At 46.4% G+C, this 18,071-nt stretch carries 22 protein-coding genes; 7 read left to right on the forward strand and 15 right to left on the reverse strand.

The window, feature by feature from the left end:
- Positions 1-39 precede the first annotated feature (39 nt).
- The 5 genes from rpsR to apaG all read right to left on the reverse strand — a co-directional run bounded on the left by rpsR (position 40) and on the right by apaG (position 3,230).
- The gene (gene rpsR, locus G459_RS0121240; protein ID WP_026969427.1) at positions 40-291 is read right to left on the reverse strand and encodes a 30S ribosomal protein S18; all 252 of its coding nucleotides are present in this window, start codon (positions 289-291) and stop codon (positions 40-42) included.
- Entirely contained in the window at positions 288-659 is a 372-nt protein-coding gene (gene rpsF, locus G459_RS0121245; protein ID WP_026969428.1) for a 30S ribosomal protein S6, read from the reverse strand. Before rpsF ends, rpsR begins: the two co-directional genes overlap by 4 nt.
- A 152-nt stretch (positions 660-811) precedes the next feature.
- A complete protein-coding gene (locus G459_RS0121250) occupies positions 812-1,741 on the reverse strand; it encodes a hypothetical protein (protein ID WP_026969429.1) in 930 nt (309 codons plus the stop codon).
- 321 nt (positions 1,742-2,062) lie between these two features.
- Positions 2,063-2,842 (reverse strand): O-methyltransferase, encoded by a 780-nt coding sequence (locus tag G459_RS0121255; protein WP_026969430.1) that lies wholly within the window; start codon positions 2,840-2,842, stop codon positions 2,063-2,065.
- A 1-nt stretch (position 2,843) separates the two neighbouring features.
- Positions 2,844-3,230: a Co2+/Mg2+ efflux protein ApaG gene (gene apaG, locus G459_RS0121260; RefSeq protein ID WP_026969431.1), complete on the reverse strand. Its 387-nt coding sequence runs from the start codon at positions 3,228-3,230 to the stop codon at positions 2,844-2,846.
- Between the two features lie 64 nt (positions 3,231-3,294).
- On the opposite strand from apaG, the gene ung reads away from it, so the two are divergent.
- Positions 3,295-3,957: a uracil-DNA glycosylase gene (gene ung, locus G459_RS0121265; protein WP_026969432.1), complete on the forward strand. Its 663-nt coding sequence runs from the start codon at positions 3,295-3,297 to the stop codon at positions 3,955-3,957.
- 34 nt (positions 3,958-3,991) lie between these two features.
- Here the strand turns inward: ung and lepB are convergent, their stop codons facing one another.
- From lepB to G459_RS0121300, 7 genes are all read right to left on the reverse strand, one after another.
- Entirely contained in the window at positions 3,992-5,065 is a 1,074-nt protein-coding gene (lepB, locus tag G459_RS0121270; protein ID WP_026969433.1) for a signal peptidase I, read from the reverse strand.
- A 15-nt stretch (positions 5,066-5,080) separates the two neighbouring features.
- Positions 5,081-5,803, reverse strand: a complete 723-nt coding sequence (dapB, locus tag G459_RS0121275; RefSeq protein ID WP_026969434.1) for a 4-hydroxy-tetrahydrodipicolinate reductase — start codon at positions 5,801-5,803, stop codon at positions 5,081-5,083.
- Positions 5,803-6,423, reverse strand: coding sequence for a DUF5683 domain-containing protein (locus G459_RS0121280; RefSeq protein WP_245588224.1), 621 nt, complete (start codon positions 6,421-6,423; stop codon positions 5,803-5,805). The genes dapB and G459_RS0121280 overlap by 1 nt, the downstream gene beginning before the upstream one ends.
- 4 nt (positions 6,424-6,427) lie before the next feature.
- Positions 6,428-7,339, reverse strand: a complete 912-nt coding sequence (locus G459_RS0121285) for a ParB/RepB/Spo0J family partition protein (RefSeq protein ID WP_026969436.1) — start codon at positions 7,337-7,339, stop codon at positions 6,428-6,430.
- Between the two features lie 2 nt (positions 7,340-7,341).
- A complete protein-coding gene (locus G459_RS0121290; protein WP_026969437.1) occupies positions 7,342-8,124 on the reverse strand; it encodes a ParA family protein in 783 nt (260 codons plus the stop codon).
- A gap of 200 nt (positions 8,125-8,324) precedes the next feature.
- The gene (yidC, locus tag G459_RS0121295) at positions 8,325-10,118 is read right to left on the reverse strand and encodes a membrane protein insertase YidC (RefSeq protein ID WP_026969438.1); all 1,794 of its coding nucleotides are present in this window, start codon (positions 10,116-10,118) and stop codon (positions 8,325-8,327) included.
- Positions 10,119-10,163: 45 nt separating this feature from the next.
- On the reverse strand, positions 10,164-11,780 hold the full coding sequence (locus tag G459_RS0121300; protein WP_026969439.1) for a CTP synthase: 1,617 nt from the start codon (positions 11,778-11,780) through the stop codon (positions 10,164-10,166).
- Between the two features lie 325 nt (positions 11,781-12,105).
- Between G459_RS0121300 and G459_RS0121305 the strand changes: the two genes are divergently transcribed.
- Both G459_RS0121305 and G459_RS0121310 read left to right on the forward strand, forming a co-directional pair.
- Positions 12,106-12,879, forward strand: a complete 774-nt coding sequence (locus G459_RS0121305; RefSeq protein WP_026969440.1) for a hypothetical protein — start codon at positions 12,106-12,108, stop codon at positions 12,877-12,879.
- 121 nt (positions 12,880-13,000) lie between these two features.
- Positions 13,001-13,405 (forward strand): hypothetical protein, encoded by a 405-nt coding sequence (locus tag G459_RS0121310; RefSeq protein WP_026969441.1) that lies wholly within the window; start codon positions 13,001-13,003, stop codon positions 13,403-13,405.
- Positions 13,406-13,458: 53 nt separating this feature from the next.
- Here G459_RS0121310 and G459_RS0121315 read toward each other — a convergent pair whose 3' ends face one another.
- Positions 13,459-13,875, reverse strand: coding sequence for a hypothetical protein (locus tag G459_RS0121315; RefSeq protein ID WP_026969442.1), 417 nt, complete (start codon positions 13,873-13,875; stop codon positions 13,459-13,461).
- Positions 13,872-14,447, reverse strand: a complete 576-nt coding sequence (locus tag G459_RS0121320; RefSeq protein ID WP_026969443.1) for an RNA polymerase sigma factor — start codon at positions 14,445-14,447, stop codon at positions 13,872-13,874. Before G459_RS0121320 ends, G459_RS0121315 begins: the two co-directional genes overlap by 4 nt.
- Before the next feature lie 113 nt (positions 14,448-14,560).
- On the opposite strand from G459_RS0121320, the gene G459_RS0121325 reads away from it, so the two are divergent.
- From G459_RS0121325 to G459_RS0121340, 4 genes are all read left to right on the forward strand, one after another.
- Complete coding sequence (locus tag G459_RS0121325; protein WP_026969444.1) at positions 14,561-14,896, forward strand: DUF6249 domain-containing protein; 336 nt, start codon at positions 14,561-14,563, stop codon at positions 14,894-14,896.
- A gap of 120 nt (positions 14,897-15,016) precedes the next feature.
- Positions 15,017-15,490 (forward strand): hypothetical protein, encoded by a 474-nt coding sequence (locus tag G459_RS0121330; RefSeq protein ID WP_026969445.1) that lies wholly within the window; start codon positions 15,017-15,019, stop codon positions 15,488-15,490.
- The gene (locus G459_RS28185) at positions 15,487-16,935 is read left to right on the forward strand and encodes a CCA tRNA nucleotidyltransferase (protein ID WP_051315355.1); all 1,449 of its coding nucleotides are present in this window, start codon (positions 15,487-15,489) and stop codon (positions 16,933-16,935) included. The genes G459_RS0121330 and G459_RS28185 overlap by 4 nt, the downstream gene beginning before the upstream one ends.
- 3 nt (positions 16,936-16,938) lie before the next feature.
- Entirely contained in the window at positions 16,939-17,646 is a 708-nt protein-coding gene (locus G459_RS0121340; RefSeq protein WP_026969446.1) for a tetratricopeptide repeat protein, read from the forward strand.
- A 147-nt stretch (positions 17,647-17,793) separates the two neighbouring features.
- On the opposite strand, the gene G459_RS30215 is transcribed toward G459_RS0121340, so the two are convergent.
- Positions 17,794-17,937: a hypothetical protein gene (locus G459_RS30215; protein WP_169725056.1), complete on the reverse strand. Its 144-nt coding sequence runs from the start codon at positions 17,935-17,937 to the stop codon at positions 17,794-17,796.
- Positions 17,938-18,071 lie beyond the last annotated feature (134 nt).

The raw sequence follows: 18,071 nt of genomic DNA on the forward strand, positions 1-18,071 counted from the left end.
TTGTAATGATCTTTTGTGATTGAACGATACAAGACCGAATTATTTCAAACCATCGGTTACGAATGGCAACAAAGCCAAATGTCTTGCTTTTTTGATAGCCTGAGCTACTTTTCTCTGATACTTCGCAGAGTTGCCGGAAAGTCTTCTTGGAAGGATTTTTCCTTGCTCATTGACGAATTTCAAAAGGAAGTTTGGATCCTTGTAGTCGATATACTTGATACCGTGTCTCTTGAATCGGCAATATTTCTTTCTGATCTCGCCTCTGTTGATTGGTTCGTTTACTAGTGTCATTGCGCTGGCTCCTCCTTAGCTTCAACTTTTTTGTTAAATTCTCCTTTTCTTCTTCTATCGGCGTAAGCAATTGAATGCTTGTCCAATACAGTAGTCAAGAATCTCATAACTTTCTCATCACGTCTGAACTCAAGTTCAAACTTGCGGATGATAGTCGGATCAGCCTTGAACTCAACCATTACATAGAAACCAGTTGTCTTTTTTTCGATGGTATAAGCCATCTTTTTTAGACCCCAATTCTCCACATTGATCACGTCTGCCCCCTCTTCTTTTAACAAGTTCACGAACTTGTCGACAGTATCCTTCATCTGAATCTCAGACAAAACGGGAGTTAAAATGAATACCGTCTCATAATTTCTTTGGAACATTTTTTTAATGTGTTTAAGGAATTTGAATAAACAGACCGCAAAAGTAGAGTATTCTGCTCTGGAATCCAAATGTAAATCAGCAATCAAGACATGTGTATAACAAAAAAGGCCTCCCGGTCGAGGAGGCCTTGCTTGAATTGTCAGAATGACGATTATTTTACTGTAAAAGTCTTGGAGCCAACCTGATAGTTGTCTACAAAGATTCTCACCTCATGTGGTCCTGACGCGTAATCGGAGCCCTTTTCGTAGTAGAATACCAGATCTTGTCCGGTATTGTCGAAGATGATGTCTTGCTTGACGGTGTAGAATTGCTCAGCACCGTCTATCATAAAGGTGCCGGAGCCCTTGGCGACGTCAAAAATCGGTTGGGAATTTGGACCCAATACTTGCACGTAGATGTTTCTCGGACCTTTTTCAGCCACTTTGTTGTCAGCCATATTGAAGCTTACTTTCAACCGTTCCATCTGCCGGTTGCGGAAATCTTTCGTGGTCTCGATTCGTTCTTTCCCCTTTGAATTTACTGCTGCGATGCCGATGTTTTCTACCTTGAGCATGGAAGCGACATCCACCTTGGCTTGTAGGTCCTGTTTTTGGATGTTGAGTTGGGCTACTTCTTCTTCGATCACCGCCTGGGTGGTTTTCAAATCCTCATTTTCTGCGAAAAGCTGTTGGTTGGCAGCTCGGAGTTCCAGTATTTCTTGATCCTTTTGAGCGATCAGTCCATTCAGATTGGAGATTTTGCCATTCAACGAGGCGATTTCGGAGGAACTGCGCTGCTTGGTCGAGTTCCGCTCAGCGATCAGTTGATCTCTCACGGCTTCCAGCGCCTGAACGTCACCACCCAATTTCTCGATTTCTTTAATTCTGAGATCAAGCTGGAATGTGACCGAATCCAAGCGCATGTTTAGGTCGTTGTTTTCGGTGGAGAGGAGAAGGATTTCTTCAGTTTTCTTGGTGCGGTCTACGTAGTCGGTGTAGAGTTTGATGCCACTGATGATGACCAATAATATCAGGACAATGATGATGATGTTCTTGTTTTGGTCGCTCTTCTGACCTGATTCTTTTTCGAAATTAGTGCTCATGGTTGATTGTCTTTTTTGACTTTATGATATTCAAAGTTTAGACGAACACTATTGGTCTTCCCGGTGCCAAATCGACTACAGGATGGGACATTGGATACGTCTCTCCAACTAGTTTATCAATATCTTTGCCAAATTCATACTAGAACTGGGGACGTACTCGTTCCGAGGCGTGGCGAGGCTCAATGGGGGAGGTCAGAATTGCTTTTTGGGGCTTGAAATCCAGTAATTGTCTGCATCTCGCTTTCACCGAATTTAACTTTTGCAGCTCCGTGTAAGATCTCAGATTGGACGGATTCTGAGATTTTCACCCATCTCAGGAAGTCAGATATCAAGTACCAAATGTTTTTTCCCTCCCGGGAAATTGAAGAGGATAATTCCACATTCGAAAAAATCGAGCGTCAATCTTACGCTTGGATGTGCTTTGATTTTGTCCCAAGCCATCTCCATGCCAGCAGTCCAGTGAATATCTCCAATCGCGATAATGGTACCCGGGTGTACCTTGGGGAGTATCAGATCGAACGCGAGGAGTGTTCCTTCATACGTGTGGTTGGCGTCGATGAGTGCGAAGTCCACACGGGGGATCGACTCAAGCACCGAAGGAAGCTTTTCGCTGATCGGGCCCAGGATAAATTTCGTTTTTTGGGGTGATGGGGATCGTTGGGCTATTTTTTGAATTTCTTCTGAGCCTTCGAAGGTGTAAAGTTGGCCTAGGGTTTTGTAGGCAAGGTATCGTGTAGAGATGCCCATGCAAGTGCCCAGTTCGAGGACATTCTCAGCGGGTGTCAGTCCACAAAAATATTGGTAAAGCTGTGCGAATTTGATTCCGCTGGTGGAATGGCGGGTTATTTTGGCGATGGGACGGAAGGGGGCTGGTACTTTTTTCGAGCCGGCTCCCAAGTCAAGAACATGGATGAGAGTGAGATCTTTCAATAGCTTTTGTCGGAATTGCTCGATTTCCGGGTTTCCTTTTCTGTTTTCTTCCAAAAACAGAATCAGCTTGGAATAGAGCTCAAAAACCAGCGGGGACTGTTGGCTGAATCGGTCCTCTTTTTTTAGCCAATAGGAAAAATAGGCACCGATCGAGAAGAAATATTTCCTCAAATCAATTTTGAAAGATAGTGGCGATCATTTGAAATTCGGGGACAGTCACCTCGACGAGTGAGCCATCCATCAGCTTTTCCATGGTATAGGAGCCTTTCATTTTTCCCAGACCTGATTTGAGATTGCAGCCGGAGACATAGGTATGGGATTCACCGGGCTCCAGCACGGGTTGCTGCCCTACCACACCATCACCCTCGACGAGCTTTGGAGATTCAGCAGCGTCAAAAATCTCCCATTTCCTCCGCAATAGCTGGTGCGTGTGCTGACTTTTATTCTGGATCGTTACCTTGTAAGTGAAAACGTAATGGTGCTGATGCGGGCTTGAAAACTCCGCTTGATACGTAACATCTACGCTCACCTGAATGCCTTTTGTTTCTGCGATTACCATTGGGGCTGCGTTTAAAAGATAGATATTTTACAATTTTCTTAAACCAAATCGATAATCAACCTGCATGGAAGTTAAAATTGAAGATAGTTGGAAAAAACCACTTAACGCGATATTTGAAAAAGAATTTTTTAAGCGTCTGGTTTCTTTTGTCAAGTACGAGTATCAAAATCACTTGGTTTTCCCGCCCGGCAAAGAAATTTTCAATTCCTTTCAACATTGCCCATTAGATGCGGTAAAGGTAGTAATCTTGGGTCAAGATCCATATCACGGGCCAGGTCAGGCGCATGGCTTGTCGTTTTCGGTCAAGCCTGGGGTGCCTTTTCCACCCAGTCTGTTGAATATCCTGAAGGAAATCAAAGCTGACATAGGAACTGACATGCCGGCCAATGGTGATTTGACCAGGTGGGCCGATCAGGGTGTATTTCTTCTCAACGCGACGCTGACGGTCCGCGCCAATCAGGCCGGCTCTCATCAAAACCAAGGCTGGGAGGACTTTACTGACGAAGTGATTCGTGTGATCAGTGCGCATCGTGAACACGTCGTGTTCCTGCTCTGGGGTTCCTTCGCCCAGAAGAAAGCGGCACTGATCGACCCCAAAAAGCATCTAATCCTCAAAGCACCCCACCCGAGCCCGCTGTCGGCTTACCGCGGTTTTTTTGGTTGCCGTCATTTTTCCCAAGCAAATGAATACTTGGTCCAACATGGAAGTGAACCTATCAAATGGTAAAAAAAGAAGCCCCGGAGATCTTCGGGGCTTTTAATTAATTGATTCCTTTGAAGAATCGATTCCAGCGGATCTTACCAAACATCGATTCGTACTTGTCCAGCGACAGCCAGAGGAACCAAGCTTTGCCGACGATATGGTCTTCAGGCACAAAGCCCCAGAATCTTGAATCCAGAGAATCGTGACGGTTGTCCCCCATCATAAAGTAATAGTTCTGTTTGAAGGTGTAGCTTTCTACTTTTTGTCCATCGATGAAAAGCTCTCCCTCACGGATGTCTACCTGATCGTGTCCTTCGTAGTGTTCGATCGTAAAACCGTAGCGGAGCACGTTATCGGCATTCATTTCGATCGTCCAGTCTTTGGCGGGGACTTGTAGAGGGCCAAAGTTGTCTACGTTCCAACCGTAATTGGAGCCGCCCGGGAATATCTTGGGATCATTTACACCCGGTCTCTCGATCCGCTTCATGACTGAGACGACGACAGGCGAAGACTTGAGTCGCTCGATCGTCTGATCTGTGCCAAATACCAGATAGGCGCCGTTGCTAAATGTCATGAAGCTCTCTGGGTTCACGCCATATTCGGCGAAGAAGTCAACTGTCAGAGGGCGGTTTGATACTAAGTCGTAGGAATACTGCATCTCCTCCGGTTTGGGCGATGGTGTCCCATTCACGACCAATTCACCTTCTTTGACTTCGACAATATCTCCCGAGATTCCGACTGCACGCTTGATGTAGTTGGTTTTTAGGTCACTTGGATATTGGAATTCCACTGGATAGTTGAATACCACGACGTCATTTCTCTCGACGTCGCTGAAGCCGGGAAGGCGGTAGTAAGGCAGTTGGATCGCTTCAGAGTAGGAGGGGATCTCAGTTCCCCAAATCTTCTGGTGAGTCAGGGGTACTTGAAGAATGGTTTTTGGGACGCGAGTCCCGTAGTGCATTTTACTTACAAAAAGGAAATCACCGACCAGCAGCGACTTTTCCATCGAAGCTGTGGGGATTGTAAAAGGCTCCAGCAACAGCCAACGGATTAAACTTGCTGCTACCACTGCAAAAACCAGCGCGTCCAGCCATTCGCGGGTCGCTGATTTCTTTATTTTAGTTTGACTCATGTTCTAATATTTGATTCAGAAAGATAGAAAATCATCCATGGAAAGCACGCCTTTTCTGCCTTGGATCCACTCCGCGACTAAAACTGCGCCAAGGGCAAAACCCTGTCTGCTGTGGGCGGTGTGACTGATTTCAATTTGGTCGATTTCAGAGCTATAGCGCACAATATGCGTCCCCGGAGCAGGATCGATTCGCTTGGCAGTGATTGGTAGCGAGTGTTCGGATTCGGCCGACTGTCCGACCAAGTGCCAGTTGTCGAGTTTGTCCACGTTTTTGAAAATACCTTCGGCAAGTGTAATCGCTGTGCCGGAAGGAGCGTCTTTTTTCTCCGTGTGATGGACCTCTTCCATAGACGCCTGATAGCCGTTGGTTTCGTTCATCAACTTCGCGAGAAACTCATTGACTTTGAAGAAAATATTAACACCGATGCTGTAGTTGGAAGCGTAGAAGAAAGCGCCGTTTTGGGCAGCTGTTAATTTTTCGATTTCGGCTTTGCGTGAAAGCCATCCGGTGGTGCCGGATACGACTGGGATGCCGCGCGCCATGGCCCAGGAAATATTCTCGACAGCTGACTCTGGCTGGCTGAACTCAATGGCCACGTCAATGGTGGACGGATCCAGACTGCTCAGTTCGTCCCGGTTGTCAATGTTGATTTTGGCAGAAAGGGAATGGCCTCTGGACTCGGCGATTTCGCCGATGATCTTGCCCATTTTGCCGTATCCAAGGATAAGAATGTTCATTATTTGAATTGAAGTTTCAGGCTCAGCCCCATTGAATTACTTGAAGCTGCGAAAGTACCGACATTTGGTTCAAATTTAAGAGTCAGATCGTCGGAAATGTTAAATCCAGACAGATGGGCATCCACGTTGGCGTCGATCAAGTTGAGCGCATAGATGGCACCAAGGAGGAGGATCACGAGGTCCCGGTTTTGTCGCCAGTAGTCTACGTTTCTCACTAGTGCTTCCCGATTAAGCGAAGGGAACTGACTTTGGTCTCCGTCGTCGTATGCAAACAGCGCCGTCCTGAAGGTTTGATAGCGCTTGTTGTTGTACCCGATGAAATAGATGTCTGTCATGAAACCAGCGTAGAGCAGGGGGACTTTCCACGCCTTTCCATTGTAGACTTGCCCGGCTCCCGGCAAGATTGCAGATAGGATGGTTGCCTTCTTTGGATTTTTGGGAAGGGATGAGTAGTCCGGTTTCTCTTTTTTCTCTTGCTGCAGCGAATCGGTCTTTTCTGTACCTCTCTCTTCTTCTTGGGAAAATGCAGGATTGGACAGCAGAAATACGAAAAGCAAAAGCCCCAGGGAAATCCATGGGGTCTTGATTTTTGATCCAGTATCGGAAAACGAAGCGTTCAATTGTTCAGATGATTTCGAGGATTTCGAGAATTCTGTTGAGATCAGTGGCCGAATTAAAAGGAATCTTGATTTCACCGCGGTTTTTCTCATCCGTTTTCAAAGCCACCTTAGTTCCAAAATGAGAAGCCAGACGTTGTTGGATTTTGTTGATTTCATATTTGCGAACCGGATCGAGTCCTTTTTGAGGCAACTCCTTTTGCTGCTTGCCTTCGTTCAGTGCTTTGACGAGCGCTTCGACCATTCGGACGCTGAGTTCTTCGTCAATGGCTTTTTTGAAGATAGCCAATTGCTTGTCTACGTCTTCGATATTAATGAGCGCGCGGGCGTGTCCCATGGAGAGCTGCTGATCCCGAATCGCCGCTTGGATCGTAGGAGGAAGCTTGAGAAGACGCAGGTAGTTATTGACGGTGGTTCTGTTTTTGCCAACCCGATCGCCGAGCTCTTCCTGCTTGAGGTTGCATTCTGCGAGGAGCCGCTGATAGGAGTGCGCGATTTCGAGCGCATTTAGATTTTCCCGCTGAATGTTTTCAATCAAAGCCATCTCCAGCATTTGCTGGTCATTGGCAGTGCGGACGTAGGCGGGGATTTGAGTCAGTCCGGCGATCTTGGAGGCCTGAAAACGGCGCTCACCAGAGATCAGTTGGTATTCGTTGGGAGCGAGTTTCCTGACGGTCACGGGCTGTATGATACCCTGAACGAGGATTGAATCAGCCAATTCCTGAAGGGAATCTTTGTCAAAGTGAACTCTGGGCTGAAAGGGGTTTACCTGAATTTCTGATAGTAGAATTTCAAAAATGCCGGTTTTGGCTACTTCCGGCAGGATCTCCGTGGATTTGTGCTTGGCGGGACTGTCTTCCAGCAGCGCTCCAAGTCCTCTTCCTAATGCGCTTTTTCGATTGGGTTTATTGTCCGCCATGCTTAGTTGTTCATTTGTTGGAGGCCGTTTTTCTGGGCTATTTCCCCGGCCAGATTGAGATATGCGATGGATCCTTTTCCTTCGGCATCAAATGCGATGACCGGTAACCCAAAGCTTGGAGATTCTGAAAGTCGGACATTTCTTGGGATGATTGTGTTGAAAACCATACTCTTGAAATGCAGTCGGACTTCTTCTACCACTTGGTTGGAAAGTCTCAGACGTACGTCGTACATCGTCAATAGGATTCCCTCTATTTCCAGATCAGGATTGAGGCGCGTCTGTATGATCTTGATGGTATTGAGCAATTTACCCAAGCCTTCCAAGGCAAAATATTCACACTGAACGGGGATGATTACCGAGTTGGCCGCCGTCAGGGCGTTGATGGTGATCAGACCCAAAGAAGGTGAACAGTCGATGATGATGAAGTCATAGAGGTCCTTGAGCGGAGCAATGACTTCTTTCATTTTCTCCTCCCGGTTATCCATGTTGATCATTTCCACTTCGGCGCCGACCAGATCGATGTGGGATGGTACGAGCTCCAGATGGTCAATGGAAGTCTTTCGGATGATTTCTTTGACGTCGGTTCCATCTACCATGCATTCATAGATGCTGGTGTCGATTTCCTTGGGATCATGCCCGAGGCCGGAGGTCGTGTTAGCCTGTGGGTCCGCGTCGATGACCAGGGTTTTAAACTCCAATACAGCCAGGCTTGCAGCCAGGTTCATCGCGGTGGTGGTTTTACCCACTCCGCCTTTTTGATTGGCTATGGCGATTATTTTTCCCATGGTTTAGTTAGAGGGTAATTTGACTTCAATATTAATCAAATTCAGGTCTTTTCCTTTGGTAGGTTTTTCTTTTTTTGGCCCGTAGCCTTGGTGAAAAAAGGTTAAAATATTTAGTGGCAGCGGATTGTACGGATTCAGTCGCTCCTTTTCCGTGAGTTGCTGCGCAAAAAAAAAGGAGCTTTGCTAAAGCTCCTCTTTCCTTATTTTTTCCTGTTGGTGTCTGCGGCTTTCATCGCATCCTCCAGTTTTTGCTGAAACTTGGACTTCTTCTTGTTAACGTTTTTAACCTTGCTTTCATCTACTTTCGCGCGGATTTTTGAATCGTCCACAAAGAGCTTGATGAGCGATTGCTGTCCGAATGTCACCACGTTGGACACCAAATAGTAGAAGCTTAGACCAGCCGGATAGGAGTTCAAGATGAACATGAACATCACCGGCATGATGTAGCCGAGGTTTTTCATCGGGCCTGTCACGGTCGTCATCTGATTGTTGAAGTGCGTGATTCCGATTTGAGACACGGTCATCAGCAACGTGAACAAGCTGACGTGAGATCCATAGAACGGAATCGTAAACGGCAACTTGATAAACTCATCGTAGGTGGAAAGATCGTTTGCCCAAAGGAATGATTCCTGACGGAGCTCGACAGCATTTGGGAAAAAGAAGAACATCGCAAACAGAAACGGCATCTGAAGCAGCAGGGGAAGGCAACCCGATATCGGACTTACGCCTAATTGCGAGAAGAGCTTCATCTGCTCCTGCTGCATCTTGGTCGCGTCATCGCCGTATTTCTCTTTCAGCTCATCAATCTCAGGCTTGATTACCCGCATCTTGGCCATCCCGATGTAGGACTTGTAGGTCAGCGGAGACAGCGCCAGCTTGATCATCAATACGATCAGGATAATGATGACGCCGTAGTTGCTGAAATACTTCTCGAGGAATGAGAACAAGTGAACGACGATGTACTTGTTGACCCAGCTGACGAAAAAGTAGCCCATGTCGACGTTTTTTTCGAAGCCATCAGTGACTGTTTTCAGCGTTTTGTATTTGTCTGGGCCGAAGTAGAAGCTGACGTCGGCCTTCCCATTTTCCATGGGAATAGCAAAAGCAGCAGTCATCGATCTGACCACCGAGGAATCGTTCGCCGGAGTGGTTTGTGCCAGACTTACATTTTGGAACAGTGAATCTGCTATGATACCTGCGGTGAAGAAGCGCTGGCTAAAGCCAACCCATTTAACCGGTTCAGCAATTTGCTCTTCTTCAGGATCATTGCCGGCGCCCAGATTTTCGTAGGATTCTGAGGCGAGGTAATAGTTGAGTTGGGTCTGTCTTCTGGATTCGTTGAGGTCTTTTTCCTGGGCCTTGATCTGGTCATCCCAGGTAAAGTTGAGTGCGTCTCCTGTGAAAAATCCCTGAAAGCGATCAATTGCCAATCCTTTTTTCACCACATAGCTCCCGTCTTCGAGGGAAAACGTCTGAACAATCTGTCCCGATTCCGCGCTGGCAGTAAGGGTCAATACCTGCGTATTCACTCCTTCGGATGCTACCTCAGTCAGTTTAGGGCTAAAGTAGAGCTCGGACATGTTTACATTTCCCTTGGTGCTTTCCAGCGAGAAATTCATGATGGAACTTTGCTCATCCAGCAAGGCCAGGGGCTGTTGATCCCAGCTTTTATACTCTTTGAGGATTACCTTCTTGATAGCTGCACCTTTGGTAGAGAGGGTGACGATGATCTTGTCGTTTTCCAGGACCACATCCTCTTCGACACCCGCGGTAAGAGGGGCAATCACACCATATCTTGAAGTACGCTGAGCGTCTATCAAACTGTCAGGGAGAGTTTCTGCAAGGGATTCCTGGACGTTTTCCGAAACTTGTGCTTCGGTCTGAGGAAGGGTCTCTTCTACAGCTGGGATTTCCGGGCTGCTCGCAAAAAAGAGCGAGTAGACCAGGATGACCGCAGCAAAGAGTATCAAACCAGTTGCTTGATTTTTATCCATAGGTGTTTTTTTCCTAGCTAAGTAGCTTAGCGCAATTCAATTACTTTACTTTTTTTTGTTGTCGATCGCTGCTTGGATGAACTTGACAAACAGCGGCTGGGGATTCAAGGCGGTGCTTTTGTACTCTGGGTGGAATTGTACGCCGACAAACCAAGGGTGGTTTTTCAGCTCCATGATTTCCACCAGTCCGGTATCGGGGTTTTTGCCGGTGGCAATCAATCCTGCATCTTCCACTTGCTTGAGATACTCGTTGTTAAACTCATATCTGTGGCGGTGACGCTCCTGGATTTTAGTTCTTCCGTAGGCATGTGCGGCCTTGCTTCCTTTTTTGAGGTCGCAAGCATACGAACCCAATCGCATAGTTCCGCCCATTTGGACAATTTTCTTTTGGTTCTCCATCAGGCCGATGACGGGATGAACTGTCTTCGGATCCATTTCAGTGGAGTTTGCGGTCTCGAGATGGAGTACGTTTCTGGCAAATTCGATGACCGCAACCTGCATTCCGAGGCAGATTCCGAAGAAAGGGATCTTGTTTTCCCTCGCGTATCTGACGGTTTCGATCTTGCCTTCAAATCCTCTCTCTCCAAATCCTGGTGCTACCAAGATGCCATCGAGTTCGTTGAGTTTGGATTCAAAGTTGTCCATGTGAATTTCCTCCGAAGAGATGAGTTTCAGGTGGACCTTGCATTCCACCGCAGCACCCGCGTGGGTAAATGACTCGATGATAGACTTATAGGAATCTGGCAGAGAGACGTACTTGCCAATGAGGCCTATTGTGACTTCCTGAGTTGGATTTTTAAGCTTGCCCAAGAAATCTTTCCAGTTCTCGAGGTCGGTGTTTGATTTGGAGGTGAGCTTCAGTTTGGTCATCACCCGCTCATCCAGCTTCTCCTTTTTCATCAACAGCGGCACGTCATAGATGGATTCTGCGTCCATTGCTTCGATCACGTTGTTGAGTTGGACGTTGCAGAAGAGCGCGAGCTTTTTCTTGACGTCCGCTGGCAGATGATGCTCGGTACGGCACACGAGGATGTCAGGCTGGATCCCCGCTTCCAGCAGTTGCTTCACCGAGTGCTGGGTCGGTTTGGTTTTCAATTCCTTGGCAGCACTCAGATATGGGATTAGTGTCAAATGGATCACTAAGAAATTGCTCGGACCCAAATCCCAACGTGCCTGGCGCACTGCCTCGATAAACGGTAGAGATTCGATATCTCCGACGCATCCGCCTATTTCGGTGATGACGACATCGTACTTGCCTTCCTCACCGAGTTTGTAAAAGTTGGTTTTGATCTCGTCGGTAATGTGCGGAATCACCTGTACAGTTTTCCCAAGAAACTCACCCTTGCGCTCTTTGGTGATCACGTTGTTGTAAATCCTGCCGGTGGTGATGTTGTTGCTCTGAGACGTGGTGACATTCAAAAATCGCTCGTAATGTCCCAGATCCAAGTCTGTTTCGGCACCATCATCTGTCACGTAGCACTCGCCGTGTTCGTAGGGATTGAGTGTTCCCGGGTCAATGTTGAGGTAGGGATCGAACTTTTGGATCGTTACGGAAAACCCTCTGGCGAGCAGCAGCCTGCCCAATGAAGCAGCGATGATGCCTTTTCCGAGGGATGAGGTAACGCCTCCGGTGATGAAAATGTACTTGGTGGATGAGCCCATAAGAATGGATACGGATGATTTTGATTGGAATCTTATGGGGCTCAAAATTAGGGAAATTTCCTGACTTGGCTTTCGTTATGCGATTTCATTTTTGAGCAAACTCTGACTTTTGACAGGGCAAGTGAATTTCGGGGAGAAAAGTAAATAGCGACAATATCTGTCAATTGTGTTTTTGAGTGTTCTGGCTTGCCTACTTTAGCATGGTGATATCAAATGACTTATACGAGTAATAGAATGCAGTTCGGGATTGCACTACGGTTGAAACACCAGCATGGATTCTCCCATGTCTGAAACATAGACACTAACCACATTAAATAAGATAAGCATGAACTTAAGAAACAAAAGTATCGTATTGGTCGATCAACTGATGGACCCAAACTCCGAAACCTTAACGATTCTAAAATCTGAAAAAAGTAAAACTGTATTGTTGGATCCTGTCAAATTGTTTTCCGAATCAGATTGGACTCGATTTGAAAAAGACGTTGATGTGATCAATAAGATCTACTCGCGGGTTTTTGAAGAAGTGGTCATAGCTAATAAAAAGCTGGTGTGTTTTTGGCCTCTTTCGGAGCAGTTTGGAAGTGATTGGTTTGACTTGACCTCTTTGTGTAAGATCAATAATTACGAACTTGAAGTTTATAAAGGTGAATTTTTTGAAACGGATAATTATGGGCTCAATTCAGAGATACTCCATGCATGGAAGCGATTTGTTTTTTTTCTAATTGAGTCGTTGTTGGAGGATGTTGAGTTAAATGAAGAGCTCGAAGAGATTGCTACACTTACCTCTGGTAGGGAAGCTATTGTTTTATTCAAGATGGAGCAAGAGGGGAAGACACGCTACACATTTGCTCTTAATTCTGAATCACTCGAATTTACTTCGACCGGGGAGCTGACCCGTGTGAGACATGACAGTTGGGAAAGATCGTTTGAGTCTTTTCGCGAGATGCTGGTGGGATTGTCGCGTAGCAAAGACTTGACGGACTATCAAACAACCTTTGTTGATCCAACGTTAGAAAAAGCTTATTTCAATATTCTGGCACGGGAATTCAAGACAAGAAATCTAATTGAGTCGTGGATATTGACCTATTCTTTAAACTAGAAAATGAAATAGCCAAGGATTCGGAAATTATTTTGTGAATAATTATTAAACATATTAATGAGATTGAAATCTATTTATATATTGCAGAGATTTTTATTTACACAAACAAATTTCCACAGAAATGAGAGAACTAATCAAAGAAGCTATTGCTGATCTAAAGAGAACGGACGGCTTCATCTATGTAACTGCAGACGGAAAAAAAATTGACCTTCATGAGGCAGCCGCTAGAGGAATTGCAGTAACTCCTGTAAATCCAAAAGACGAGGTGATCAAGAAACTCGAAGGAGCTGGTTTGTTTTTGACAGATGGAAAATTTGTCAACGAATTGAACGATCTTATTGCAGCACTGAGCGGTGGTTCTTCATCCAAGGGTGCCGGTAAAAGGAGATCTTTTACAGACTCTGAAAAAAGCAAAATAGTAGAAGAGTGGCAAAAAGTAGAAGCTGCCGGTAAAAAGACAAAAGCAGCTTTCGCTAGAGAAATTGGTGTTGGCTATCAGACCTTTATTAACTGGCTGAAGAGCTAATTAATCTAAAAGTGACTAAACAAAAAAGGCAGCCGATTGGCTGCCTTTTTTGTTTACAGTTCCGCCTGTTTGTTTCGAAGTGTATTGACGATCAATAAGAAGCCCATTATAGAAAACGCAGCAATTCCCAGCAGAAGGTTTGGACTCAAATCGGGGCTTGGAAGTGCAAGATTGTTTAACGGAAGATTAAACGCCGGAAGTTTTAGCTTTGGAAGCTTGTCGAATAGAGAGCTGTCTGTTGCTTGTGCGGGTACGAAAAACGCACTCCAGACAAAGATTGACGTGATGAATCCGAGAATGATCTTCCATCCCAGGGGAGAAATGACAGGGCTGTAGACGTCCTTTGCCTGCGGAAGGGCTTCGATTTTTTTCAAAACTGACAGATGGAACTGATCGCCTGGAGTGTCGGTCCCGGCTTCGGATATCCATCTTTTCATCGGATCGAGCGCCTTGCTTTCTTCGTTTTTCATAACAGTCCGATTAATTCTTTGTTACCTAATTTTTTCAGATTATTCTCCAGATGCTTTCTCCCCCTGAAAAGCTGGACTTTAACGTTGGATTCGGAGCTGCCGGTGATCGCGGCAATTTCTTTGATCGACTGATCCTCGTGATAAAACAAAGTCAACGCCGCAGCTTCGGCCGGGTTGAGCATTTCGATTCCTTTTTTTACCAACGCTGCCCGCTCTTCCCGATGCAATATCTCCAACCCATCCAGAAAATCCGCTGGCTCCTCCGGGTTTTCGACGATATCCTCCACCAGGGAAAAGTGCCTTTTGGTTTTTCTTAGCCTTCCAAGGCACTCATTGTACACGACTCGATACATCCAGGTGGTGAATTTGGATTTCCCTTCAAACCCGGATAGCGACTGATAGACCTTTACAAAGGTGTCCTGCGCCGCTTCCTCGGCTTCTTCCTGATTTTTCAGCATACGCAAAGCCAAGGTATAGACGAGACGTTGGTGCTTTTGAACCAATGTTCCAAAAGCCTGCATGTCGCCCGCGCGGGTTAGCTTGATGTAATGAGTGTCTTCCAGGAATTGCATTCGGAGTTTAGATGCAGGTAGCGTTACAGAAGTTACAATTTATTTTTTCAAAAGATTTTTGTAACCTTTCTCTCTGACCCTGCATCCAAAGGACAAACAAAAATAAGATCCTCATGCAATCACAAATCTTAATTCCACTAATTATCTTCTCCGCCATTTTTGGAGTATTCTATGTGTTCTTAACTACCCGCAACAAAGAGCGCCTTGCGCTCATCGAAAAGGGTGCCGACGCCTCTCTTTTTAACACCGGGAGAAAAGGAGGATTTGGCCTTGTTGTCCTCAATTTAGCTTTGTTGGCCATCGGTATAGGTCTTGGAGTTTTGGCAGGTGCCGGCTTGGCTCAGTCGGGAATGAACGAAGATGTGTCCTTTCCTGCCTGCATTTTCATCTTTGGCGGTTTGGGATTGCTTACCAGCTTTTTCGTCAGCAGAAAATTGGAAAAAGAGTAAGTTAAAGCGCCTTTCCATTGAAATCTGCCTCCCCGATTCCCGGGGAGGTTTTTTTGTGTTTTGGATTTTAGCCGTGTGGGACGGGATAATCTGCTTATTTTTACACCAAAATTTGAGATTTTGGATCAGAAAGCAATCGTAAAGACGCTCCGGGACAAGGGAGAAGTGACTATCAAAGAGGGGAACGGCAAAACCCTCACGCTTTTGAAGATGGACTCGTGGAAGCCGGAGATGGGGACCGACTGGATTGTCCTCTTATTTGACCTGTTTCAGATCCGCGCCATCTGTGTGCCTTTTTCTGAGGTGTCTTTGGATATCGTGGAGTTTGGGAGCAAGCCGACGATTTTTCACAGTCCGGTGAATTCCGTGATCAAAAACTGTCCCAGCGAAAAGGGAAATGTTCAGTTTTCGCTGATAAGAGAGCCCAACTGGAACAAACTGTTATTCGCGATTTCCCAGCCGATTCTTTCCAAAGTTGAATCCAAAACGGAACCGGCGGATTTTGAAACTGAGCTGTATTTCCCTCTTTTGGGGCCATCAACCAAAGAAATGTTTTTGGGCCCCGAGGGCGATGTCAAAATTATCAACCGATGAATTTTAAATCACGGCTAGACGAGCATTACATATTTGAAAAAGTGGCGGCGGCAGGTTCACGCTTGGGCATTGACACCTATGTGGTGGGCGGATTTGTCCGTGATCTGATCCTAGGCCGACCGAGCAAAGACATCGATATCACCTGTGTGGGCAGTGGAATCAGTCTGGCGCAGGAAGTTGCCAAGTCTTTTGATACGCATGTACCGCTTTCGGTTTTTAAGAACTTTGGCACAGCCATGCTCAAGCTGGACGATGGCGAGTTGGAGTTTGTCGGGGCCAGAAGAGAGTCCTACCGATTGGAATCCAGAAAACCCATCGTCGAAGACGGGACGCTGGAGGAAGATCTGGAGCGGCGCGATTTCACCATTAATGCGATGGCTATCTCTCTCAACGGGAAAGACTATGGGGAACTCATTGACCCCTTCGACGGGATCGGAGACATCAAGCGGAAGCTTATTAAAACGCCCCTCGAACCGGGAATCACCTTTTCAGACGATCCGCTTAGGATGATGCGCGCGGTCAGATTTGCATCCCAGTTGAACTTTGATATTGATGCGGATACTTTTTTTGCCCTAGCGGAAAACGCGCCAAGGCTACAGATCATATCTGCCGAACGGATCATCGACGAACTCAACAAAATCATCGCAACTCCAAAGCCATCTTACGGGTTTAAGTTGCTTTTCGCTTCCAAATTGCTTCACGAGTTTTTTCCTGAAATGGTCGAGCTCCAGGGCGTAGATTCCGTGGATGACAAGTCTCACAAGGATAACTTCTACCACACACTTCAGGTGTTGGACAATGTCTGCCCTTTCACAGACAACCTTTGGCTTCGCTGGGCGGCGATCATGCATGACATTGCCAAGCCGGCGACCAAGCGTTTTAATCCCAAGGTGGGTTGGACGTTTCACGGACATGAGGATCGGGGTGCCCGGATGACGCCGACGATCTTCAGGCGCTTGAAGCTGCCGATGGATGAGCGGATGAAATATGTGCAGAAACTCGTGAGGCTACACTTACGCCCGATCGCGTTGGTGAAGGAAGAGGTGACCGACTCGGCGCTGCGAAGGCTGCTCTTCGACGCTGGAGATGATATCGACGATCTGATGAAGCTTTGCCGGGCTGACATCACTTCCAAAAACGACAAGAAAGTCAAGCGCTACCTCGAAAACTTCGCCAGAGTAGAGGAGAAGTTGAAAGAAGTGGAAGGGAAAGACCAGATCCGGAACTTTCAGCCACCGGTAAGCGGCGAGGAAATCATGGGAATCTTCGGACTTTCGCCCTCTAAAATCATCGGGGAAATCAAGGAAGAAATAAAAGAAGCTATATTGGAGGGGAAAATTCAAAACAATCCAGAAGCTGCCCGAAAACTGATGTTTGACATCGCCCGTGACAAAGGCCTTGCTCCTGTCGATCACAATTCAAATCACCAAGAAAACAACGATTAAACAATGAAGCGCACATTCCTACTGCTGCTACTGGCCTTCTGTGCCGGAAATCTCGCTGCCCAAACGGCAAATGACTCCCTCCCCAAACTGGATCCAAAGCTGAAAGCGACGCTCAATGCGACCGATCAGGCTGCCTACCAAATCGCCATGGCCTACAGCGATCCTTCGATAGCGAAGGCGAAACTGTTTGACCTGATGGTGCGAAATCCGGATGATGTCCGCTATCGTGAGGCGCTGGCCAATCTATACTTCGATGCCCAGCAGTATCCATCTGCAGCTTTGGTTTCGATGGATCTTCTGCAAATCAACGACAAGAATGTCGCTGCGCTGGAGATTGCAGCTTATTCCTTGGAGCAATTGGGAGCTTTGGATCGCGCATTGCCGCATTTCGAAAGCCTCTATCTTTTGACCGGGGATAATTTCAGCCTTTACAAATCTGGCTTTATCCAATATAACTTGAAGCGATATGATGAAGCTATGAACTCCGTGACGATGCTGGTGAAAAATGCAAAGGCGGATGAGAAAATCGGCTTCCCAAAATCCCAGACGGAGACTCAACAGATCAGTATGAAAGCTGCTGCGTTGAATCTAAAAGGTCTGATCTATCTGGACCAAAACTCGAAGGCCGAGGCAAAGACGGCCTTTACCGAGGCGATAGCCTTGGATCCTGCCTTTGATCAGGCCAAAGAAAACCTGACGAAGACCAATTGATCAGTAGCTGAAAAGTTTACGAATATCAGAACCGGCCTTGTGCCGGTTTTTTTTTGCTGTCACACAGTCCTCGACGGCATCCCGAAGCTGCCCTACATGAAAAAAGGCGACCGATGGGCCGCCTTCATATCTTCAAAAGACTGGTGATTACTTAGCAAAAGAAGCCTTAAGCGCTTCGATGTCTACGTTTTTAATCACTGGCTTAGCGCTCAACTGCTTGATTTTGATCACGCGAGCGGTCTGACCTTGTCTTTTTCTTTTCAGTTTTCTCTTTAATGTAGTAACGGCCATGGCTGTATATGTTTATATTTTTGAATTCGAAACGAAGCGCAAAAGTAAGGAAACAAATCTTTTCTGCCTACAATTCTTCTGATTTTATTCAGGAGTAAAACCCGAGTTTGGGCAGGTGTTTGTTGATTTTTGAA

This window comes from Algoriphagus terrigena DSM 22685, assembly GCF_000429445.1.
Taxonomy (GTDB): Bacteria; Bacteroidota; Bacteroidia; order Cytophagales; family Cyclobacteriaceae; genus Algoriphagus; species Algoriphagus terrigena.